The following is a 21,676-nucleotide window of genomic DNA, read 5'->3' on the forward strand; positions in this document are numbered from 1 at the left end:
GAGAAGCCATGTTTCACCGTTTATGGACGCTGATCCGCAAAGAGTTGCAGTCCCTGCTGCGCGAGCCGCAAACCCGCGCCATTTTGATTCTGCCGGTGATTTTTCAGGTGCTGCTCTTCCCGTTTGCCGCCACCCTTGAGGTGACCAACGCCACTATTGCTATCTATAACGAAGACAACGGCAGGCACGCGGTGGAGCTGACCCAGCGCTTTGCCCGCGCCAAGGCCTTTACCAATGTGCTGCTGCTGCACAGCCCGCAGGAAATTCGCCCGACGCTGGATACGCAAAAAGCGCTGCTGCTGGTGCGCTTCCCGGCCGATTTTTCCCGCGATCTCGACAGCGGCAAACCGGCGCAGATGCAGTTGATTCTCGACGGGCGTAACTCCAACAGCGCGCAGATCGCCGCCAACTATCTGCAGCAGGTGGTGAAGGATTATCAGCAGGAGCTGCTGGCCGGGCAGCCGACGCCGAACAACAGCGAGCTGGTGGTGCGTAACTGGTACAACCCGAATCTCGATTACAAATGGTTTATCGTGCCGTCGCTGGTAGCGATGATCACCACCATCGGCGTGATGATTGTCACCTCGCTGTCGGTGGCGCGCGAGCGGGAACAGGGCACCTTCGATCAGCTGTTGGTCTCGCCGCTCGCCACCTGGCAGATCTTTATTGGCAAAGCGGTTCCTGCGCTGATTGTCGCCGCGTTTCAGGCGACGATTGTGCTGCTGTTCGGCATTCTGGCTTACCAGATCCCGTTTGCCGGATCGCTACTGCTCTTCTACTTCGCGATGCTGGTTTACGGCCTGTCGCTGGTCGGATTTGGGCTACTGATCTCGTCGTTTTGCGAAACACAGCAGCAGGCGTTTATCGGGGTGTTTGTCTTTATGATGCCGGCGATCCTGCTCTCGGGTTACGTTTCGCCGGTGGAGAACATGCCGGTGTGGTTGCAGGACTTAACCTGGATTAACCCGATCCGTCACTTTACCGATATCACCAAGCAGATCTATTTGAAGGATGCCAGTCTGGAGATTATCTGGGGAAGCCTGTGGCCGCTGATAGTGATTGCCCTGTCAACGGGCACCGCGGCCTACGCCATGTTTCGTCGTCACACGACCTAGCCGTTTCTCTTTGGTTAAGAGTGAGACCACCGCCGGGCCGCCAAGGATCGCCAGCCCGGCAAGCGCCAGCAGATAATTATTTTGCAGCACCCGCGAGAGCAGCCAGATGGCAATAAGGGATGCGCCAAAATACCAGGTGGTGGTTAGCTCTTCGAGCACATCGCCGATGCCGCGCCAGCCGGCGTCATGATGGCGCTGGAAAAAGAGCATCAGCAGCACGGTGACGCCATAAAGCACGCACAGCCCCAGCCCCACGTGCACCAGCCTGCCGCTCATCCAGCCCATCACCAGTATCGCCACAATCATCAAATGCAACATAATCTGCCAGCAACTCAGGCCTGTTGCGACACGAACACGTTGTTGCCACTTCATGGCATCTCTCCGCAAGGATTTTACTCTTGTAGAAGAGTACCCCGATCTACGGAAAATTCTGTAACCCCGGCTTTTTTTGTGACAGGGACTACAATTTATTTCTATACAGGAGAGTGATGCTGGCAGGAGATTTATGACCCAACACGCGCGACCATTTTCATTAAAAGTATTGACGATTAACACACACAAAGGCTTTACCACCTTCAACCGGCGCTTTATTTTACCCGAGTTGCGCGATGCCGTGCGCCTGGTGAGCGCCGATATCGTCTGCCTGCAAGAGGTGATGGGCGCCCACGAAGTGCACCCGCTGCGCGTTGAGAACTGGCCCGATACCACCCATTACGAATTTATCGCCGATACCATGTGGAGCGACTTCGCTTACGGGCGCAATGCGGTCTATCCTGAAGGGCACCACGGCAATGCGGTGCTCTCCCGCTATCCGATTGAACACTACGAAAACCTTGACGTCTCAGTAGACGGCAGCGAAAAACGCGGCCTGCTCTACTGCCGGATTGTGCCCCCCGATTATGGCGGCGCGGTGCACGTCCTCAGCGTTCATCTTGGACTGAAAGAGGCGCACCGACAGGCGCAGCTCAAAATGCTGGCGGAGTGGGTTAACTCTCTGCCGGAAGGCGAACCGGTGCTGGTGGCGGGTGATTTCAACGACTGGCGGCAAAAAGCCAACCAGCCGCTTAAAGCGCAGGCCGGGCTTGAGGAGATCTTCACCCGCGCGCACGGTCGCCCGGCGCGCACCTTCCCGGTCAGCCTGCCTTTACTGCGCCTCGACAGAATTTATGTCAAAAACGCCAGCGCCAGTGCGCCTACCGCGCTGCCGCTGCGCAACTGGCGTCATCTGTCCGATCATGCCCCCCTGAGTGCGGAGATCCATTTATGAAATGTAGCTGGCGGGACGGTAACCGCATCCAGTTGCTGGAAAATGGTGATAACTACTATCCGGCGCTCTACGATGCGATTGATAACGCGCAACAGAAAATTATTCTCGAAACCTTTATCTGGTTTGAAGACAAAGTGGGTAAAGAGCTGCACAGCGTGCTGCTACGCGCCGCCCAGCGCGGCGTCAGTATTGAGGTGCTGCTTGACGGCTACGGTTCGCCCGATTTAAGCGAATCGTTTGTCAGCACCCTCACCTCGGCGGGGGTGATTTTCCGCTACTACGATCCGCGCCCACCGCTGCTCGGCATGCGTACCAACGTCTTCCGTCGTATGCACCGCAAAATTGTGGTGATCGATAACACCGTCGCCTTTGTCGGCGGGATTAACTACTCGGCCGAACACCTCTCCGATTATGGCCCCGAGGCGAAGCAGGATTACGCCGTGCGGGTCGAAGGGCCAATTGTCGAAGATATTCTGCAATTTGAGCTGGAAAACCTGCCCGATAACGCCCCGGCGAAACGCTGGTGGCAGCGCCGCCGTCATCGCCCGGAAGAGAACCGTAAACCGGGCGAAGCGCAGGCGCTGTTTGTCTGGCGTGATAATGACGACCATCGCGACGATATTGAACGTCACTACCTGAAGATGCTGGCTAACGCCCGACGGGAAGTGATTATCGCCAATGCCTACTTCTTCCCCGGCTACCGGCTTTTGCACGCGATGCGTAACGCTGCCCGTCGCGGCGTTACCGTGAAGCTGATTGTGCAGGGCGAGCCGGATATGCCGATTGTCAAAGTGGGCGCGGAGCTGCTCTATAACTACCTGCTGAAAGGCGGCGTGAAGGTGTATGAGTATCGCCGCCGTCCGCTGCACGGCAAAGTGGCGCTGATGGACGATCACTGGGCGACCGTTGGCTCCAGTAACCTTGACCCGTTAAGCCTGTCACTCAATCTCGAAGCGAACCTGATTATTCACGATCGCGAGTTCAACCAGACGCTGCGCGATAACCTGCAAAAGATTATTGAGCAGGATTGTAAGCAGGTGGATGAGTCGATGGCGCCGAAGCGCACCTGGTGGAATCTCGGAAAAAGCGTGGTGGTGTTCCACTTCTTACGCCACTTCCCGGCGCTGGTCGGCTGGTTACCGGCGCATACCCCTAAACTGGCTGAAGTGGGGCCGCCGGTACAGCCGGAGATGGAAACCCAGGACAGAAACGAAGCACAGCACTCGGGAGCAAAACCCTGATGTCAACATCACATCCGCGCTGGCGGTTGGCTAAAAAAATCCTCACGGTGATCTTTTTTATCGCCGTTATTGTTCTGCTGGTGCTCTACGCGCAGAAGGTGAACTGGGAAGATGTCTGGAAGGTCATTCGTGATTACAACCGCACCGCTCTGCTGAGCGCGGTGGCGCTGGTGATCCTCAGCTACGTGCTGTATGGCTTTTACGATCTGCTCGGCCGCGCCTACTGCGGCCATAAGCTCGCGAAGCGCCAGGTGATGCTGGTGTCGTTTATCTGTTACGCCTTTAACCTGACGCTCAGCACCTGGGTTGGCGGGATTGGCATGCGCTATCGCCTCTATTCGCGGCTTGGGCTGCCGGGCAGCACCATTACGCGCATCTTCTCGCTCAGTATCACCACTAACTGGCTGGGCTATATTCTGCTCGGCGGGCTAATCTTTACCTTTGGCGTGGTGGAGATCCCGGCGCACTGGTATATCGACGCCTCGACGCTGCGCATTGTCGGCGTGGTGCTGCTGTTGATTATCGCCGTCTACCTGTGGGGCTGCGCGTTTGCGAAACGCCGTCACGTCACCATCAAAGGTCACAAGCTGGTGCTGCCGTCGTGGAAGTTTGCCGTTGCGCAGATGGTGATCTCCAGCGCTAACTGGATTGCGATGGGGGCGATTATCTGGATCCTGCTCGGCATGCGCGCCGACTTCTTCTTTGTGCTTGGGGTGCTGCTGGTCAGCAGTATCGCCGGGGTGATTGTGCATATCCCGGCGGGCATCGGCGTGCTGGAAGCGGTGTTTATCGCCCTGCTCGCCAGCGAGCATGTATCGCAGGGGATTATTATCGCCGCCCTGCTCGCCTACCGGGTGCTCTACTACTTCCTGCCGCTGCTGCTGGCGCTGATTGGTTATCTGCTGCTGGAGAGCCGCGCCAAGAAGTTGCGGGCGAAAAACGAGAAGGCGATGGCGCAACAGTGATTGTGCCGTCCCATGAAACGACGTAGGCCGGATAAGCGTGTAACGCGCCATCCGGCATCCTCTCCGCGGCACCGATTGCCGGATGGCGGCTACGCCTTATCCGGCCTACGCGGTTTCAGCAGCAACGGTTTTTCATTCGACACCTATCTTACAGCGACGGTGTTGATCCCCGCTGAAATCGGCGAACCGAAGCGTGAATGACAAGGTCTGGACGCCATGGATGGCGGACAGAGGCGAACCGAGACAGGATGTCGAGTCGAGCCGGCCGCAGTCAGGCACGCGGGAGGTGAGCGCAGTGCGCAGCACCGATTTCCTCGCGGGGCCGCGGGGATTGACAAGGGGGGAGCGGTCCCCCCCTTGTCCCGTTCACCGCATAAGAGATTAATGAAACTCCCCAATCTCTGGTGAACGGAACCATTCCACCAATCCCACATGAAAACCCATTGCTGCCGTATTGCAGATAAAAACCGCACCAGTATCGCTGAAAGCACGTTTTGGTAGGCCGGATAAGGCATAGCCGCCATCCGGCAATCGGTGCCGCGGTGATAATGCCGGATGGCGCGTAAACGCTTATCCGGCCTACGCGTTTTCAGCGGCTCGATACACGTAGGCCGGATAAGGCGCAGCCGCCATCCGGCAATCGGTGCTTTAGCGCGACGCGCTGGATGATCCTGATGAAACCAGAAACATCAGCGTTTGGAGTATGTCGAGAAACGCGTTCGCCGCGCCGAGCCAGATGCTGAGCGCCCCGCGGGTTGCGCAGTGCTGCACCGTGACAAACTGCTGGCGGTAAAGCCCACGCGCGCTGTCGAGCATCTCTGGGCTTTTGCGCGCACTCACAACGCTAAACAGCACTACCAGAAAGAGGCTCGCGCACCACTGCGCCGTGTCGCCCTCCCGCGCCAGATTAATCACCACGGCAAGCACGCCGCCCGCGGCAGCCAGCAGCCAGTAAAAACGCCCGTTGCGCAGCCGCTCACCATAAAGATGTGCAATCAGAGCGCCGAGGGCGAACATCCCGCCGGTCACGCCGTAGAGCACCAGACAGAGTTGCAGCGGAAAGAGGCTCGCAGCCAGCAGGCCGCCGATAACGCTCAGCAGCACCAGCGCGCTGATGGCGTGCAACGTCTGCATGCGCTCAAACAGCATGGTGAGCGCGAAAAGGGTGATAAACCAGAGGATCACCAGCAGCACGATGATCGCGCTGTGTTCAGTAAACTGTGGCAGCGCCAGCAGATCGAGCACCAGCCAGCAGACTGCCGCGCTGAGCGCCATGCCTGCCGCCAGCCACAAACAGGCCTTTACCAGTAACTCAACGGGCGTGACCTGCACCGGGGCTATCCAGCCAAAAATTCTCACCGATCCTCCATGAAAAGGGCAAAAAAATCCCGGCCGCAGCCGGGATGGGGTATCGCGTCGCTTAACGGCGGTTGCCGAAGATACGCAGCAGCATCAGGAACAGGTTGATAAAGTCGAGGTAGAGCGTTAACGCGCCCAGAATCGAATATCTGCGCAGCTCGGCGCTGTTGCTGACATCAATCTGCTCACCGATCCCTTTCAGCTTCTGCGTGTCATAAGCGGTCAGGCCGACGAAGACGATCACACCGATATAGGTGATGACCCACATCAGCGCTTCGCTCTTCAGCCAGAAGTTGACCAGCGAGGCGAGCACAATCCCAATCAGCCCCATAAACAGCATATTGCCGAAGCCGCTGAGATCGCGTTTGGTGGTGTAGCCGTAGAGGCTCATCACGCCAAACATCCCGGCGGTCACCACAAAGGTGGCGGCAATCGACTGCGAGGTATAGACCAGCAGAATGCTGGAGAGCGTCAGGCCGGTGAGCGCCGAATAGAGCATAAACAGGCCGGTCGCCAGCGCGGGGCTCAGTTTATGGATCATGCCGGAGATGACAAACACCAGCGCCAGCTGGGCGATAATCAGCCCGAAGAAGGTAATCTGGCTGGAGAAGACGAAGCTCATGATCGCTTCGCTGCGCGCGGCGTACCATGCGACAAACGCGGTTAACAGCAGACCGCAGGTCATCCAGCCATAGACCTGCGCCATATAGGTTTGCAGCCCGCTACGGCTGCCCTGCACGATAGAATCGGAACGGGGGAAACGGTCCATAATCACTCCTGATTGATGGGTTAACAATGCAGTAAGGTTAACACATCAATCGGCACCCTGCGTGCTACCAGCGTTTCGCTGCCTGCTGATCGCTGTCGCGCGCTTCCACCCAGCGTTCGCCTTCCGGCGTCGCTTCGCGCTTCCAGAACGGCGCGCGGGTTTTCAGGTAGTCCATAATAAACTGCCCGGCCTCAAAAGCGCTGCTGCGGTGCGCGCTCCCCACGCCGACAAAGACAATCTCATCCCCCGGCCAGAGTTCGCCGATGCGGTGATAAACGCTTACCCGCCCGAGCGGCCAGCGGCTACGCGCCTCGTCGACAATCGCGGCCAGCGATTTTTCCGTCATCCCCGGATAGTGCTCAAGGGTTAAGGCGCTGACGCTATCGCCCAGATTGTGGTTGCGCACTTTGCCGGTAAAAGTTACTACCGCGCCATCTTCATCGCGCGCGGCCAGCCAGCTGTACTCTTCGCCGACGTTAAACGCCGCGCGGTCGACACAAATTCGCGTTTCGCTCATCTTAGCCTCCGGTCACCGGCGGGAAAAAGGCCACTTCATCGCCGCTTGCCAGCGGATGATCGAAGCTGACCAGCGTCTGATTCACCGCTGCCAGCAGCTTGCCCTCTTCCAGCGCCAGCGCCCAGCGATCGTCCTGCGAGGCAAGGTGCTGGCGCAGCGCTTCAACGGAGGGAAAAAGCGTCTCAACGTTGAGCGTGTCGCAGCCCACCAGCTCGCGCACCTGCCCGAAAAACAGTACTTTAAGCATCGCTCTCTACCCTGAAATCACCTGATTTGCCGCCGCTTTTCGCCAGCAGGCGCAGCGGGCCAATCACCATATCTTTCTGCACCGCTTTGCACATATCGTAAATCGTCAGTGCGGCGACCGAGGCGGCGGTTAACGCCTCCATCTCGACGCCGGTTTTGCCGCTCAGACGGCAGACGGATTCGATGCGCACGCGGTTATGCTCCGGCTGTGCCTGGAGCAGCACTTCTACTTTGCTCAATAACAGCGGATGGCAGAGCGGGATCAGCTCCCAGGTGCGTTTTGCCGCCTGGATACCGGCGATACGCGCAGTGGCGAAGACATCGCCTTTGTGGTGGCTGCCGTCGACAATCATTGCCAGCGTCTCTGGCAGCATGGTAACAAAGGCTTCGGCGCGCGCTTCGCGCACGGTTTCCGCTTTGGCGGAGACATCCACCATATGCGCTTCGCCGTCGGCGTTAATGTGGGTCAGTTGCGACATAACTTACTTCTTCAAATGGGAGTAAAAATTACACGGGCGCGTACGCGCATCGAGCTGCGGTTCAATGACATTTTCCCACGCGGTGCGGCACGCTTTAGTCGAGCCGGGCATGGCAAAAATCAGCGTCTGGTTGGCGACGCCCGCCAGCGCGCGGGATTGCAGCGTCGAGGTGCCGATCTCTTCAAAGGACAACATGCGAAACAGCTCGCCGAAGCCCTCAATTTCGCGGTCAAACAGCGGCAACAGCGCTTCTGGCGTCTGGTCACCTTCGGTGAAGCCGGTTCCGCCATTGATTAGCACCGCCTGCACCTCATCGCTTGCGATCCACGCCGACACCTGGGCGCGAATGGCGTAGCGGTTCTCTTTAACGATCGCTTTATCAACCACCTGATGTCCGGCATCGTGCGCAGCGTCGCGCAGATAGTGACCGGAAGTGTCATCCTCTTCGCCACGACGGCTGGAGACCGTCAAAATAGCAAGCCTGACCGGGATAAACTCAGCGCTGACCTGGCTCATCTCTCTCTCCTTGCGGCGTTACCCGCCGATATATGAAAGGTTTTGCGTAATGCCCGTATTGCCCTGATGCAGGAAGTGGGTCTGCTTTTTCTGGCTGAGCGCCGTGGCGATACGATCTTCAAGCCTGCCCTGCTCCTCGTCCGCCTGCAGCAGATCGCGCAGATCGACACCGCCATCGCCAAACAGGCAGAGGTGCAGTTTGCCGGTGGAGGAGACGCGCAGGCGGTTGCAACTGGCGCAGAAATCTTTTTCATAGGGCATGATAAGCCCGATTTCGCCTTCGTAATCCGGGTGGCAGAAGACCTGCGCCGGGCCGTCGCTGCGCTGGCGCAGCTGGTGGATCCAGCCGCGTTTAAGCAGCTCGTCGCGCAGCACCATGCCGGAGAGGTGATGTTTGCGGAACAGATCGCTCCCCTCGCCCGTCTCCATCAGTTCAATAAAGCGTAGCTGGATTGGCCGCGTCTGGATCCAGTCAAGGAAGGTATCGAGCTGGTGATGGTTCACGTCGCGCATTAGCACGGTATTGACCTTCACCTTCGAAAATCCGGCGCTAAAGGCGGCGTCGATGCCCGCCATCACCTGGCGAAACTTATCCTGCCCGGTAATGGCGTGAAACTGGCGAGCGTCGAGGCTGTCGACGCTGACGTTGATCGCCGTCAGACCGGCGTCGCGCCACTGGGCAACGTCGCGGGCCATGCGGTAACCGTTGGTGGTGACGGCAATCTGGCGAATGGCGGCATTTTCCCGCACCGCAGCGATGATGTCGGTGAAATCGCGGCGCAGGGAGGGTTCGCCGCCCGTCAGGCGCACTTTTTCCGTGCCCATTGCGCTAAAGGCGCGGGTCACGCGGCGAATTTCATCGAGGCTGAGAAAGCCGTTGTTATTGACGCCGCCGGGCTTGTAGCCATCCGGCAGGCAGTAGGTGCAACGAAAATTGCACACGTCGGTAATCGACAAACGCAAGTAATAGAACTTGCGCGCGAACGCGTCAGTCAGTTGTGAGGCCATGTACACCTTTCCAGATTCGGGAGATGCAGTCATTTCTTCCTGCACCCTGGCAGCGAGAGCTATTGCTCTGCTACGGCCAAAGCACCATATCTTAAGACACAGGTGCAGAGGCTTGAGTGTATCCTCTTCGTCTTTCGGGCTGCATCGGCGTTGGCTGCCTTCGCGCACCCCGGTCACATAGCAATCTATGCTCCCGGGGATTTGCTCAGTTGCTGCCTTGATGCAACCCGAAATACTTTGAGGAGTGTCCTCTCTGTCTTTCGGGCTGCATCGGTGTGAAGCAAGCCAAAATCCATTGAGGAGGGTTATGTTAGGCACGCTAACATGCTCTGGCGATAGTAGCGCGATCGCCCGGCTTTCGCCATTGTGAATATCGTTATATAAAGCACTATATAGCGACATAATCGTGCACAATGGCTACAGAGTACGTGAAAATCGCTTTTTTGCTTTGATATGTGTCATTTTACGCGGTGCGCGGCATCGTCTTTTGGTGGTATTTACGCTAACGTAGCGCGATAAAAAATCATAAGGAACAATTATGCGTAATCGCACCCTCGCCGACCTGGATCGCGTTGTCGCACTCGGCGGCGGGCATGGTCTTGGGCGGGTGATGTCTTCGCTTGCCTCACTGGGATCGCGCCTCACCGGCATTGTCACTACTACCGACAACGGCGGATCAACAGGGCGTATTCGCCGCTCCGAAGGCGGCATCGCCTGGGGCGATATGCGCAACTGCCTCAATCAGTTGATTACTGAACCAAGCGTCGCCTCGGCGATGTTTGAGTACCGTTTTAGCGGCAATGGCGAACTTTCCGGCCATAACCTCGGAAACCTGATGTTAAAGGCGCTCGATCACCTCAGCGTGCGCCCGCTGGAAGCAATTAACATCATTCGCAATTTGTTGAAGGTGGATGCCTTTTTAATCCCGATGTCCGAGCAGCCGGTCGATCTGGTGGCCACGGACAGCGAAGGCAACGTGGTGTATGGCGAGGTCAATATCGACCAACTGCACGCACCGGTGCAGGAGCTGATGCTGTCGCCGAAAGTCCACGCCACCCGCGAAGCGGTGCAGGCGATTGCTGAAGCGGATCTGATCCTGATTGGCCCCGGCAGTTTTTATACCAGCCTGCTGCCGCTGCTTTTGCTTGATGAGTTAGCCCAGGCGCTGCGCCGCACCCCTGCGCCAGTGGTCTATATCGGTAACCTCGGCAAAGAGCTCAGCCCCGCCGCCGCCCGCCTGACGCTGGCGGATAAGCTCTCGATCATGGAGCAGTATATCGGCAAGCGCATTATTGATGCCGCCGTGGTGGGGCCAAAAGTGGACGCCAGCACGGTAACTGACCGGCTGATTATTCAGGAAGAGCTGGAAGCGAGCGATATCCCCTATCGCCACGACCGAGTTCTGCTGCGCAATGCGCTGGAGAAAGCGGTGCAGCAGCTTGGCTGACGCGCGGGCGGGGCAGAATCAGCCCCGCCAAACCCTTTGCTTAATTTCTTAAGGTTGTCTTAAAAAACCCCTGTCAGCATAGCGCTATTCACATTATGGAATTTGGCTATGCGCACGCTTTCGCTCTATCGGCCCTCTTTAAGCCGCCTCTCTCTGCTTACCCTTGCGGCGCTCTATATCGCGCTGGTGCTCAATATTGTCTTTTACCGCCAGGCGTTTGATCTGCTTCCGGTCGACTCGCTGCATAATGCGCTGGTGTTCCTCACCATGCCGCTGGTGGCCTTTAGCGTAATCAACATTGTGCTGACGCTGGCGTCGTTTCTGTGCCTCGACCGGCTGCTGCTGAGCCTGTTTATTCTGCTCTGCGCCGCCGCACAGTACTTTATCTCCACCTTCGGCGTGATTATTGACCGCTCGATGATCACCAATATTCTCGACACCACCGCGGCGGAGAGCTTCGCCCTGATGTCGGGCAAAATGGTGATGACGCTGGTGCTGACCGCCCTGCTGCCGGTGATTATCGCCTGGTGGATCAAGATCAAACCCACCCGCCCCCTGCTGCGTAGCATTACGCTGCGCCTGCTTAGCATGGCGATCTCCGCGCTGATTATCGTTGCCGTGGCGGTGCCGTTTTATAAGGATTACGCCTCGCTGTTTCGCAACAACAAAGAGCTGGTGAAATCACTCGGTCCGTCGAACGCCATTGCCGCCTCGCTCTCCTGGTATGTCCATAACCGTATGGATAACCTGCCGCTGGTGCGCATCGGCGAAGATGCCCACCAACTGCCGCAGATGAAGCGCGGCCCGCGTAAAAACCTCACCATTCTGGTGCTGGGCGAAACCTCGCGCGGGGATGATTTCTCGCTTGGCGGATACGATCGCGAGACCAACCCGCTGCTGAAGCAGGATAATGTTATCTACTTCCCCAACACCACCTCGTGCGGCACCGCGACAGCGGTCTCCGTGCCCTGCATGTTCTCCGGCATGGGCCGCGCCCACTATGACGATCAGCTGGCGCATCACCAGGAGGGGCTGCTTGATGTGGTGCAGCGCGCCGGAATTCAGGTGCTGTGGAATGAGAATGACGGCGGCTGCAAAGGCGCCTGCGACCGCGTGCCGCACCAGGATATGACGCAGTTGAACCTGGCGGATTACTGCATCAAGGGCGAGTGCCAGGATGAGATCCTGTTTCGCGATCTGGCGCGCTATATCGATCAACTGCCGGGTGACGGGCTGATTGTGCTGCACACCATTGGCAGCCATGGCCCGACCTACTACAACCGCTACCCGGCACAGATGCGCAAATTCACCCCCACCTGCGATACCAATGAGATCCAGACCTGTTCCCGCGAGCAACTGGTGAACACCTATGACAACACCATCGTCTATGTGGACTATATTGTTGATAAAGCGATTAAATTACTGCAATCAAAACAGGACAGGTTTACCACCAGCCTGGTTTACCTCTCCGATCATGGCGAATCACTGGGTGAAAATGGCGTTTACCTGCACGGGCTGCCCTACTCCATCGCGCCCGCCACGCAGAAACATGTGCCGCTGCTGATCTGGCTGTCGCCGGATTACCAGACGCGTTACGGCATTAACAGCCAGTGTGTCGCGAAAAATGCTCGGGAGAAGGCCTACTCGCAGGACAACCTCTTCCCGACCATGTTGGGTATACTGGGCGTCAGCACCACGGTCTACCATCCTGAAGACGATATCCTTACGCCGTGCCGGGAGCAGGTGAAATGAAAATTCTGGTGATTGAAGATGATGCGCTGCTGCAACAGGGGTTAATTCTCGCGATGCAGAGTGAAGGCTACGCCTGCGATGGCGTCTCGACCGCCCATGAAGCGGCGCTCTGCCTGGCGGGTGGCCACTACAGCCTGATTGTGCTCGATCTCGGCCTGCCTGATGAAGATGGCCTGCATCTGCTCAACCGGCTACGCAAAGAGAAATATACCCTGCCGGTGCTGATCCTCACCGCCCGCGATACCCTTGACGATCGCGTGGCGGGGCTGGATACCGGCGCGGATGATTACCTGGTGAAACCCTTTGCCCTCGACGAGCTTAACGCCCGCATTCGCGCGCTGCTGCGCCGTCACCACAATCAGGGCGATAACGAGATTGTGCATGGCAACCTGACCTTGAATGTCACCCGCCGCCAGGCGTGGCTGGAGGGGCAGTTGCTGGAGCTGACGCCAAAAGAGTACGCGCTCTTATCGCGCCTGATGCTGAAAGCCGAAAGCCCGGTACACCGCGAGATCCTCTACAACGATATCTACAACTGGGATAACGAGCCGTCGACCAACACGCTGGAGGTGCATATTCACAACCTGCGCGACAAGATTGGCAAGTCGCGCATCCGCACCGTGCGCGGCTTCGGCTATATGCTGGTGGCACCGCAAGAGCGGCCTGAGTGATGGCGATGTTCGATTTTCGTCACTGGAGCCTGCGCCGCCGGCTGCTGCTGACCATTGGCGGCATTCTGCTCTTCTGCCAGCTGGTCAGCGTCTTCTGGCTCTGGCATGAGAGCGAAGAGCAGATCCAGCTGCTGGTGCAGACGGCGATCCACAACCACAACAACCGTAAACATATTGAGCATGAAGTGCGTGAAGCGGTGGCGAGCCTGCTGGTGCCAAGCCTGCTGATAATCGGCCTCGCGCTGCTGCTCTGCATGCAGGCCGTTAAAGCGATCACCCGCCCGCTCTCCGAACTTCAGCAGGAGCTGAATAAGCGCACGCCGAACAATTTGCAGCCTATTACCCTCGATCAGAGCGTCAGCGAAGTGGAGGCGGTCACCTCGGCGATTAACGAGCTGGTCTCGCGCCTGACGTTAACTCTCGATCGTGAACGGCTCTTTACCGCCGATGTAGCCCATGAGCTGCGCACACCGCTTGCCGGGCTGCGTCTGCACCTTGAACTGATGGCAAAAAGCAGCGGTATGCAGGTCGAACCGCTGGTGCAGCGCCTCGATCAGATGACGGAAAATATCGCCCAGTTGCTGCTTTTGGCGCGCGTGGGGCAATCTTTCTCCGCCGGAACCTATCAGCAAGTGACGTTATTAAGCGATGTGGTGCTGCCGATGGAAGAGGAGCTGCGCACCATGCTGGCGGCACGCGATCAGCGCCTGGTCATGCCGGTTGAGGGTGAAGGAATGGCGGTAGCGGGCGATGCGACGCTGCTGCGGCTGCTGGTGCGTAACCTGGTAGAGAATGCCCATCGCTACAGCCCGGTCGGCAGCACGATTACTGTACGGCTGGAGCAGGCGGAAACGCCGGTGCTGGCGGTAGAGGATGAGGGGCAAGGGATTGATGAGAGCCGCAGCGGCGAGCTGAGCAAAGCGTTTGTCAGAATGGACAGCCGTTACGGCGGTGCCGGTCTTGGCTTAAGTATCGTTACGCGTATCGCGCAACTGCATGACGCGCAGTTTTTCCTGCACAATCGGCTGACACAAAGTGGGGTGCGGGCGTGGGTCAAATTCAGCGCGCCCGACCGGGGGACGATCAGTAGCTCAACAGCCAAAAATGGGTAAAACCGAGCACCACTGCCAGCGCGCAGGCGACGGCGAAACACTCACGAACGGTAATTTGTTGCATCACACTCTCCTCCACCAAAACTGAGGAGAGTGTGACAGGGCTATGTTAAGTCAACATTAAGAGGCGACAATAAACAGCTCGCGCAGTTGATGAAGCTGATCGCGCACCTTCGCCGCCTCTTCAAACTCCAGATTCTGCGCATGCTGCATCATCTGCCCTTCCAGCTCATGAATTTTCTGTTGCAGCGCTTTCGGCGTCAGACCCAGATCGGATGCATCTGCCTCAACCGGCGAGCGGGACTTGCCGCGCCCTTTGGCTTTGGTTTTCGCCAGCCCCTGGCCCAGCGCCAGAATATCCACCACTTTCTTGTTGAGTCCCTGCGGCGTAATGCCGTGCTCTTCGTTGTAGCTCTGCTGCTTCTCGCGGCGGCGTTCCGTTTCGCCAATCGCTTTCGCCATCGACGGCGTGATCTTATCGCCGTAGAGGATCGCTTTACCGTTGACGTTACGCGCCGCACGACCAATGGTCTGGATAAGCGATCGTTCGGAGCGCAGGAAGCCCTCTTTATCGGCATCGAGAATGGCGACCAGCGACACTTCCGGCATATCCAGCCCCTCACGCAGCAAGTTGATGCCGACCAGCACATCGAACTCACCAAGACGCAGGTCGCGGATAATCTCCATACGCTCGACGGTGTCGATATCGGAGTGCAGATAGCGCACCTTCGCGCCGTGCTCGACCAGATATTCGGTCAAATCTTCCGCCATGCGTTTGGTCAGGGTAGTTACCAGCACGCGCTCGTTGATCTCGACGCGCTTGCGGATCTCGGACAGCAGATCGTCGACCTGAGTCGCCACCGGGCGCACTTCGATAATCGGATCCAGCAGGCCGGTTGGGCGCACTACCTGATCGATCACCTCTTCGCCCGATTTCTCCAGCTCATAGTTACCCGGCGTCGCGGAGACGTAGATCGTCTGCGGAGCCAGCGCTTCGAACTCTTCAAACTTCATCGGGCGGTTATCGAGCGCCGACGGCAGGCGGAAACCATACTCCACCAGCGTCTCTTTACGCGCCCGGTCGCCGCGATACATGCCGCCGATTTGCGGAATGGTCACGTGGGATTCATCGACCACCAGCAGGCCATCGGCGGGCAGATAGTCAAACAGCGTCGGCGGCGCTTCGCCCGGCCCGCGCCCGGAGAGGTAGCGCGAGTAGTTCTCGATGCCGGAGCAGTAACCCAGCTCGTTCATCATCTCCAGATCGAACTGGGTGCGCTGGGTAATACGCTGCTCTTCCAGCAGCTTATTATTCTCCAGCAGAAACTTCCGCCGCTCCGCCAGCTCGACTTTGATCTCTTCCATCGCCTGCACGATGCGCTCGCGCGGCGTCACGTAGTGGGTTTTTGGGTAGATGGTAAAACGCTGGATCACCGATTCGATATGGCCGGTCAGCGGATCGAAGAGCGACAGGCGCTCAACCTCTTCGTCAAACAGCTCAACGCGCAGCGCCAGGTCGTCCGACTCCGCCGGGAAGATATCAATCACTTCGCCGCGCACGCGGAAGGTGCCGCGCTGGAACGCCTGGTCGTTACGGGTGTACTGCAACTCCGCCAGCCGGCGCAGGATCGCGCGCTGATCGATGATCATGCCATTGGTGAGGTGCAGCATCATCTTCAGGTAGAGGTCAGGATCGCCCAGACCGTAGATGGCAGAGACAGACGCCACCACCACCACATCTCGCCGCTCCAGCAGCGCTTTGGTGGCGGAGAGACGCATCTGCTCGATATGTTCGTTAACCGACGCATCCTTCTCGATAAAGGTGTCCGAGCTGGGTACATAGGCTTCCGGCTGATAGTAATCGTAGTAGGAGACGAAATACTCCACCGCGTTATCCGGGAAGAACTCTTTCATCTCGCCATAGAGCTGCGCGGCCAGCGTCTTGTTGGGTGCCAGCACCATGGTTGGACGCTGCAGATCGGCAATCACATTGGCCACGGTGAACGTCTTCCCTGAACCGGTTACCCCGAGCAACGTCTGGTGCGCGAGCCCGTCTTCCAGCCCTTCCTTGAGGCGACGGATTGCTTCAGGCTGATCGCCGGAGGGGCGAAAAGCGGAATTCAGTTTGAACGGTTTACTCATGAATGGCACCTGATGAGGAGTGGGGCAGGTAAGACAGTTTACTCACCATGCGCATTTTTGCCAACCGAAGATACTGGATGAAAAAACAGTAGCGTGCAAACCGATCTCATCTACCCCAGTGCAAAACATCGCATTGTGGCTGCGATTGGGCAATCGGTAAGCGATTAAACCGCGCGTTAAAGGTTATCCCCAGAACTTTTGCCCTTTTAACATTTGTCAAGGTGATGTTTGACGCTTTTATGGCAGTCGGTGACACTTTTCTTACACCCATTGCTTTTATTTAAATGTTTGATTAAAAAAGAAAATATTAAAAAGACGGGTTTCGCACCAATTCATGCGCAAGCCGCGCCGCCTCTCGCTTGCCGCACGTTTTCTAACTCTAATACACAAGGTTATCCACAGGAATAGTGGATAACTGCCGCCAGCCCGTGCACCCCGCCCCTCGCCAAACTCCCCTTCGGCGTCGAAAAGGGGGAGGGAAAATTTTTTTATCGACTCTTTTCGGCAATTATCAGATAACGATGCGCAAGATCCGCATGGGATCCTTCTCACAATTCCACTATCCGTTGCACCACCACCCGCTGCGGTAAGCACTGGCAAAGTGCAGAATTTTTACCTGGGTTTGCGCGCCATCACGTTTTTTTCGCACGCTTTCTCAGCCGTCTCCGAAAAAAATGCCCTTTTCACGTTCTGGCAAGCCTTTTGCAGTTGACCGTAGTGAAAAGCAGTCATACCTGATGGGAACAAGGAGCGGATCATGTTGAGCTTACATGCGGTGAACCACTATTACGGCGACCAACATACGTTATGGGATATCGATCTGGAGTTAGCCCCCGGCCTCTGCACCTCGCTGGTCGGGCTGCCGGGTATGGGAAAAACCACGCTGGTGAACTGCATTACCGGCTACCTGCCGGTGGAGAGCGGCAGCATGATCTGGCAGGATGCGGGCGCGCCGCCGCGCGATCTGCTGACACTGCAGGCCGAGCACCGCAGCGCGGTCGGTATCGGTTATGTGCCGCAGGACAGGCGCATCTTTTCACAGCTGACGGTGGAGGAGAACCTGCATGTGGCGATGCGTGCCGCCGGTGACGCCGGGCAGAACTTAAGCCGCGAGATCTTCGATCTCTTCCCGGAACTGTATGGGCTGCGCCAGCAGCGTGGTGCGACGCTGTCGGAAGATAACCAGCAGCAGCTGTCGATGGCGCGGGCGCTGGTCACGCGCCCACGGTTGTTGATCCTCGATGAACCGACGCGCGGCCTCGGCCAGGCGTTTATCCATAAGCTGGGGAATTTGATCGTGCGGCTCAATCAGGAGTTTGGTATGTCGATCTTACTGGCGGAGCAGCAGCTGTCGCTGATCCGCCGGGTGGCGGATCGTTTCTGCCTGCTGCACCGTGGGCGGCGCGTGGCCGGGGGCGATATCAGGCAGTTAGATGATCCGCTGCTGGCGCACTGGATGTCGCCGGAGTCAGTACGCTGAGATCGAGATAGTGGCCGGTTGCGGCGGTTTCCGGCGCATCCGCCAGCCACGGGATCTCACCGATCAGCGGCGCGGGCAGCACGCGTTGCAGCGTCGCCATATACTCCTGGTGGCGTTTACCCGGCTTGACCACGTCATTAGCGATCCAGCCTGCCAGCCTTAGCCCTGCCTGCTGTACCGCCTGGGCAGTTAACATTGCGTGGTTGATGCAGCCAAGCTTGACGCCAACCACCAGAATCACCGGCAGGCGCTCCGAGGTGGCCCAGTCGGCAAAGGTCAGCGTCGGCGAGAGCGGCGTAAACCAGCCCCCTGCCCCTTCCACCAGCAGCCAGTCAGCCTGCTGCTCCAGCTGGCGTAAACCGGCCGACATCACTTCCGCCTCTATCGGCTGATTCAGGTCAGCGCTGACAATGTGCGGCGAGGTCGGCTCGGCAAAGGTGTACGGATTAACCGCCTGATAGGTGAGCAGCAAACTGCTGTGGCGCTGCAACGCCAGCGCATCGCTGTTGCGCAGCCCATCGGGCGTCATCTCACTGCCGGAGGCGACCGGTTTATAGCCCGCACTGCGCAGCCTGCGCAGGTTCGCCGCCTGCAACAAGGCGCAGCTCGCCACGGTTTTACCCACTTCGGTATCAGTACCGGTCACAAAATAGCGTTCAGTCACGGGTTATCACTCCCCAAAAAAGTTGATAAGTCAGCGGGAATTTGCCCTGCTGTTGCGGCCAGGCTTCCTGTAAGCGCTGCAATTTGCCGCGCGTCAGCCCCTGCTGGCGACCAGCATGCAGATGGGTGGCACCAATCCCTTTAAGGGATCGCAGGGCGCTGGCGGCATCGGCAAACCACAGGGTGACGGTGTCAATGCCGCAGCGCAGCGGCCAGCCGTTCAGCGCCTGCTCAATCTCCGTCGCGGGCAGGAAGCGGTTAGCGTGGGGCAAGCTGTCCAGCGCGCGCCAGGCCTGATTAAGCTCCGGTAACGAGCCGTCCGCCAGCGTGGTAAAAGCAATATGCCCGCCCGGTTCGGTGACGCGGCGCAGTTCGCCAACGGCCTGGCGCAGATCGTCGCACCACTGCACCGCGAGGTTGCTCCACGCCAGCGAAAAGGTCGCATCCGCCAGCGGCAGCGCTTCGATATCGCCGGTGACGTAACGCGCGGCGCTCTGTTGCTGGCGGGCTTCGGCAAGCATAGCGGGCGAGAGATCGAGTGCCGTAACATCGCAGCCTTGCGCGCGCCAGTAGCGGCTCATCGCGCCTGGCCCGCAGCCGGCGTCAATCACCCGCGCAGGATTAATGTCGCCCAGTTGCGCCAGCAAACAGTCGGCGCTGAGCCGCTGTAACTCATCGTGTCGCGCATAGCTTTGCGCCGCGCGACCAAAGGCGGCGGCTACCGCCTGTTTATTCACCGCCATGCAGCGCCTCCAGCAACCTGTCGATATCCTCCGGCTGATGCGCGGCGGTTAAGGTGAGGCGCAAACGCGCCGTGCCCGGCGGCACCGTTGGCGGGCGGATGGCGGTCGCAAACAGCCCCTGCTGGCGCAGAGTGTGGGCGAGACGCAGCGCGCGGCTGTTGTCGCCAACAATCAGTGGCTGAATGGCGCTATGCGAATTCGTCACCGCCAGATCCAGCCCGCGCACGCCGTCACGAAAACGGCTAATCAGCGCTGCCAGCTGCGCACGGCGCGCGTCGCCTTCAGCAGAGCGGATCACATCGAGCGCGGCGCTGAGCGCCACCGCCTGCGCGGGGGGCATCGCGGTGCTGTAGATAAGATGGCGGGCGAACTGCACCAGGTAGTCGGCAACCGCTTCGCTGCAAAGTACCGCCGCGCCGCTGACGCCAAAACCTTTGCCGAAGGTGACCACCAGAATGTCGGGCTTCACCTTCTGCAAATGGCAACTGCCGCGCCCCTGCTCGCCGAGCACGCCGATGCCGTGGGCATCATCCACCATCAGCCATGCTTTTGCGTGATGCGTGGCCTCAGCAATTGCCGCCAGCGGTGCGCTGTCGCCATCCATGCTAAAAATGCCTTCAGTGACCACCAGCTGCTGTCCGCTGAGCGGTTTGCTCAACAGGCTCGCCAACTGGGCGACATCGTTATGGGCAAAACGGCGCAGCTGTGCCGGGCTTAGGGCAGCCGCTTCCAGCAGCGAGGCGTGGCTCAGCTTATCGGCAACAATGCGATCCTCTTTGCCGGTGAGCGCCGCGATGGTGGCCTGGTTGGCGGCAAAACCGGAGATAAAGAGCAGCGCGCGGTCGTAACCGAGCCACTGCGCCAATTCGCGCTCAAGTTGATGATGCGCAGCCGTATGGCCAACCACATGGCCCGAGCCGCCGCTGCCAACGCCATACTGCGCCGCACCCTGCTGCCAGGCGGCAATCACCTGCGGATGCTGGCTTAAACCGAGGTAGTCATTACTGGCGAAGTTGCAAAAACGCTCGCCCTCAAGGGTTAACCAGCGTCCGGCACCCTGCTCAACGGTGATACGGCGGCGCAGGGCATCTGCCGCGCGGCGTTCGCTGAGCGCGGCTTCGATTCGCTGCTGCCAGCTCATAGGGTCGCCGCGTTGTAATAGTGCTCCGTGTCGGCGTGAAGCAGCTGCTGCTCAATCTCCTGCTGCTGTTCGTTATCGCCATTCAGCACCTGGGTCTGCTGCGGGTTCAGCCCCAGTTTCTGGAACAGAAGCAGATCTTTGTCCTCTTCCGGGTTCGGCGTAGTCAGCAGTTTGCAGCCGTAGAAGATGGAGTTAGCGCCCGCCATAAAGCACATCGCCTGGGTCTGTTCGTTCATCTGCTCGCGTCCTGCCGAGAGGCGAACGTAGGAGGTGGGCATCATGATGCGCGCCACGGCGATGGTGCGAATAAAATCAAAGGCATCGACATCGTCGTTATCCGCCAGCGGCGTGCCTTTCACCTTCACCAGCATGTTGATCGGCACGCTTTCTGGCGGCGTCGGCAGATTGGCGAGTTGCATCAGCAGCCCGGCGCGATCGGTGACGGTTTCACCCAGCCCGACAATGCCGCCGGAGCAGACTTTGATCCCGGCATCGCGCACTTTATCCAGCGTGTCGAGACGCTCCTGATAGGTGCGGGTGGTGATGATGTTGCCGTAAAACTCCGGCGAGGTGTCGAGGTTGTGGTTGTAGTAATCAAGCCCGGCGTGGGCCAGACGCTGCGCCTGGCTCTCATTGAGGGTGCCGAGGGTCATGCAGGCTTCCAGCCCCATCGCTTTCACCCCTTCCACCATCTGCTCCAGGTAGGGCATATCGCGATCGTTCGGGTTTTTCCACGCCGCGCCCATGCAGAAGCGCGTTGAACCGGCGAGCTTCGCTTTGCGCGCCGACTCCAGCACCTGCTCCACCTCCATCAGCCGCTCCGACTCAAGGCCCGTTTTGTAGCGCGCGCTTTGCGGGCAATATTTGCAATCTTCCGGGCAGGCGCCGGTTTTGATCGACAGCAGCGTGCTGACCTGCACCTGGCGCGGGTCAAAATGCTGGCGGTGGATTTGCTGCGCTTCAAAAAGCAGATCCAGCAGTGGTTTTTCAAATAAAGCAGTAACTTGCGACAGTGTCCAGCGTGTGTGGTGAGCCATCTGGCC

General features: G+C 58.6%; 23 protein-coding genes and 1 riboswitch. Of the genes, 10 read left to right on the top strand and 13 right to left on the bottom strand.

The genetic code is table 11. The features are described 5' to 3' along the window. Positions 1-8: 8 nt before the first annotated feature. Entirely contained in the window at positions 9-1,115 is a 1,107-nt protein-coding gene (locus tag ABIC80_RS09645) for an ABC transporter permease (protein WP_429176829.1), read from the top strand. Here the strand turns inward: ABIC80_RS09645 and ABIC80_RS09650 are convergent. Beyond that, positions 1,068-1,487 carry a YbhQ family protein gene (locus ABIC80_RS09650; protein ID WP_094420426.1) on the bottom strand — a complete coding sequence of 140 codons (420 nt, stop codon included), beginning with the start codon at positions 1,485-1,487 and terminating at the stop codon, positions 1,068-1,070. The genes ABIC80_RS09645 and ABIC80_RS09650 overlap by 48 nt on opposite strands. Positions 1,488-1,620: 133 nt before the next feature. Here ABIC80_RS09650 and ABIC80_RS09655 point away from each other — a divergent pair, with 133 nt between their 5' ends. Genes ABIC80_RS09655 through ABIC80_RS09670 form a run of 4 tightly spaced genes read left to right on the top strand, consistent with a single transcriptional unit; the run spans position 1,621 to position 4,789 of the window. Further along, positions 1,621-2,382, top strand: coding sequence for an endonuclease/exonuclease/phosphatase family protein (locus ABIC80_RS09655; protein WP_042714957.1), 762 nt, complete (start codon positions 1,621-1,623; stop codon positions 2,380-2,382). Then, the gene (gene clsB, locus ABIC80_RS09660) at positions 2,379-3,623 is read left to right on the top strand and encodes a cardiolipin synthase ClsB (protein WP_023479029.1); all 1,245 of its coding nucleotides are present in this window, start codon (positions 2,379-2,381) and stop codon (positions 3,621-3,623) included. The genes ABIC80_RS09655 and clsB overlap by 4 nt, the downstream gene beginning before the upstream one ends. Further along, positions 3,623-4,588 (top strand): lysylphosphatidylglycerol synthase domain-containing protein, encoded by a 966-nt coding sequence (locus ABIC80_RS09665; RefSeq protein ID WP_042716917.1) that lies wholly within the window; start codon positions 3,623-3,625, stop codon positions 4,586-4,588. Before clsB ends, ABIC80_RS09665 begins: the two co-directional genes overlap by 1 nt. A gap of 12 nt (positions 4,589-4,600) precedes the next feature. Next, a complete protein-coding gene (locus ABIC80_RS09670) occupies positions 4,601-4,789 on the top strand; it encodes a hypothetical protein (protein WP_429176835.1) in 189 nt (62 codons plus the stop codon). 447 nt (positions 4,790-5,236) lie between these two features. Here the strand turns inward: ABIC80_RS09670 and ABIC80_RS09675 are convergent, their stop codons facing one another. The 7 genes from ABIC80_RS09675 to moaA all read right to left on the bottom strand — a co-directional run bounded on the left by ABIC80_RS09675 (position 5,237) and on the right by moaA (position 9,482). Next, positions 5,237-5,947, bottom strand: a complete 711-nt coding sequence (locus ABIC80_RS09675) for a Bax inhibitor-1 family protein (RefSeq protein WP_429176838.1) — start codon at positions 5,945-5,947, stop codon at positions 5,237-5,239. Positions 5,948-6,008: 61 nt separating this feature from the next. Then, entirely contained in the window at positions 6,009-6,716 is a 708-nt protein-coding gene (locus ABIC80_RS09680; protein WP_023479511.1) for a Bax inhibitor-1/YccA family protein, read from the bottom strand. Between the two features lie 64 nt (positions 6,717-6,780). Continuing rightward, positions 6,781-7,233 (bottom strand): molybdopterin synthase catalytic subunit MoaE, encoded by a 453-nt coding sequence (gene moaE / locus ABIC80_RS09685; protein WP_054803702.1) that lies wholly within the window; start codon positions 7,231-7,233, stop codon positions 6,781-6,783. Position 7,234: 1 nt separating this feature from the next. Then, positions 7,235-7,480, bottom strand: coding sequence for a molybdopterin synthase sulfur carrier subunit (gene moaD, locus ABIC80_RS09690; protein ID WP_429176842.1), 246 nt, complete (start codon positions 7,478-7,480; stop codon positions 7,235-7,237). Further along, the gene (gene moaC / locus ABIC80_RS09695; RefSeq protein ID WP_023479526.1) at positions 7,473-7,958 is read right to left on the bottom strand and encodes a cyclic pyranopterin monophosphate synthase MoaC; all 486 of its coding nucleotides are present in this window, start codon (positions 7,956-7,958) and stop codon (positions 7,473-7,475) included. Before moaC ends, moaD begins: the two co-directional genes overlap by 8 nt. A gap of 3 nt (positions 7,959-7,961) precedes the next feature. Next, on the bottom strand, positions 7,962-8,474 hold the full coding sequence (gene moaB / locus ABIC80_RS09700; protein ID WP_023479509.1) for a molybdenum cofactor biosynthesis protein B: 513 nt from the start codon (positions 8,472-8,474) through the stop codon (positions 7,962-7,964). Positions 8,475-8,492: 18 nt separating this feature from the next. Continuing rightward, the gene (gene moaA, locus ABIC80_RS09705; protein ID WP_023479507.1) at positions 8,493-9,482 is read right to left on the bottom strand and encodes a GTP 3',8-cyclase MoaA; all 990 of its coding nucleotides are present in this window, start codon (positions 9,480-9,482) and stop codon (positions 8,493-8,495) included. After that, positions 9,470-9,613: riboswitch (molybdenum cofactor riboswitch) on the bottom strand. Its footprint overlaps the gene before it by 13 nt. 407 nt (positions 9,614-10,020) lie before the next feature. Here moaA and yvcK point away from each other — a divergent pair. The 4 genes from yvcK (at position 10,021) to pmrB (ending at position 14,464) form a co-directional block, all read left to right on the top strand. Continuing rightward, entirely contained in the window at positions 10,021-10,929 is a 909-nt protein-coding gene (gene yvcK / locus ABIC80_RS09710) for a uridine diphosphate-N-acetylglucosamine-binding protein YvcK (RefSeq protein WP_429176844.1), read from the top strand. A gap of 108 nt (positions 10,930-11,037) precedes the next feature. Further along, on the top strand, positions 11,038-12,681 hold the full coding sequence (gene eptA, locus ABIC80_RS09715) for a phosphoethanolamine transferase EptA (protein ID WP_429176847.1): 1,644 nt from the start codon (positions 11,038-11,040) through the stop codon (positions 12,679-12,681). Next, on the top strand, positions 12,678-13,352 hold the full coding sequence (pmrA, locus tag ABIC80_RS09720) for a two-component system response regulator PmrA (RefSeq protein WP_042713847.1): 675 nt from the start codon (positions 12,678-12,680) through the stop codon (positions 13,350-13,352). Before eptA ends, pmrA begins: the two co-directional genes overlap by 4 nt. Then, positions 13,352-14,464, top strand: coding sequence for a two-component system sensor histidine kinase PmrB (pmrB, locus tag ABIC80_RS09725; protein ID WP_429176850.1), 1,113 nt, complete (start codon positions 13,352-13,354; stop codon positions 14,462-14,464). The genes pmrA and pmrB overlap by 1 nt, the downstream gene beginning before the upstream one ends. A gap of 120 nt (positions 14,465-14,584) precedes the next feature. Here pmrB and uvrB read toward each other — a convergent pair whose 3' ends face one another. Further along, the gene (uvrB, locus tag ABIC80_RS09730) at positions 14,585-16,606 is read right to left on the bottom strand and encodes an excinuclease ABC subunit UvrB (protein WP_094420432.1); all 2,022 of its coding nucleotides are present in this window, start codon (positions 16,604-16,606) and stop codon (positions 14,585-14,587) included. A gap of 757 nt (positions 16,607-17,363) precedes the next feature. On the opposite strand from uvrB, the gene ABIC80_RS09735 reads away from it, so the two are divergent. Further along, positions 17,364-18,086 carry an ABC transporter ATP-binding protein gene (locus ABIC80_RS09735; RefSeq protein ID WP_023479498.1) on the top strand — a complete coding sequence of 241 codons (723 nt, stop codon included), beginning with the start codon at positions 17,364-17,366 and terminating at the stop codon, positions 18,084-18,086. Here ABIC80_RS09735 and bioD read toward each other — a convergent pair. Genes bioD through bioB form a run of 4 tightly spaced genes read right to left on the bottom strand, consistent with a single transcriptional unit; the run spans position 18,028 to position 21,670 of the window. After that, on the bottom strand, positions 18,028-18,750 hold the full coding sequence (bioD, locus tag ABIC80_RS09740) for a dethiobiotin synthase (RefSeq protein ID WP_429176853.1): 723 nt from the start codon (positions 18,748-18,750) through the stop codon (positions 18,028-18,030). The two genes, ABIC80_RS09735 and bioD, sit on opposite strands and share 59 nt — an antisense overlap. Continuing rightward, the gene (gene bioC / locus ABIC80_RS09745; RefSeq protein WP_094420434.1) at positions 18,743-19,492 is read right to left on the bottom strand and encodes a malonyl-ACP O-methyltransferase BioC; all 750 of its coding nucleotides are present in this window, start codon (positions 19,490-19,492) and stop codon (positions 18,743-18,745) included. Before bioC ends, bioD begins: the two co-directional genes overlap by 8 nt. Beyond that, the gene (gene bioF, locus ABIC80_RS09750) at positions 19,479-20,633 is read right to left on the bottom strand and encodes an 8-amino-7-oxononanoate synthase (RefSeq protein WP_429176856.1); all 1,155 of its coding nucleotides are present in this window, start codon (positions 20,631-20,633) and stop codon (positions 19,479-19,481) included. The genes bioC and bioF overlap by 14 nt, the downstream gene beginning before the upstream one ends. Continuing rightward, positions 20,630-21,670, bottom strand: a complete 1,041-nt coding sequence (gene bioB / locus ABIC80_RS09755; protein WP_076769577.1) for a biotin synthase BioB — start codon at positions 21,668-21,670, stop codon at positions 20,630-20,632. The genes bioF and bioB overlap by 4 nt, the downstream gene beginning before the upstream one ends. Positions 21,671-21,676 lie beyond the last annotated feature (6 nt).

It is taken from the genome of Kosakonia sp. 1610 (assembly GCF_050435845.1).
Lineage (GTDB): Bacteria > Pseudomonadota > Gammaproteobacteria > Enterobacterales > Enterobacteriaceae > Kosakonia > Kosakonia cowanii.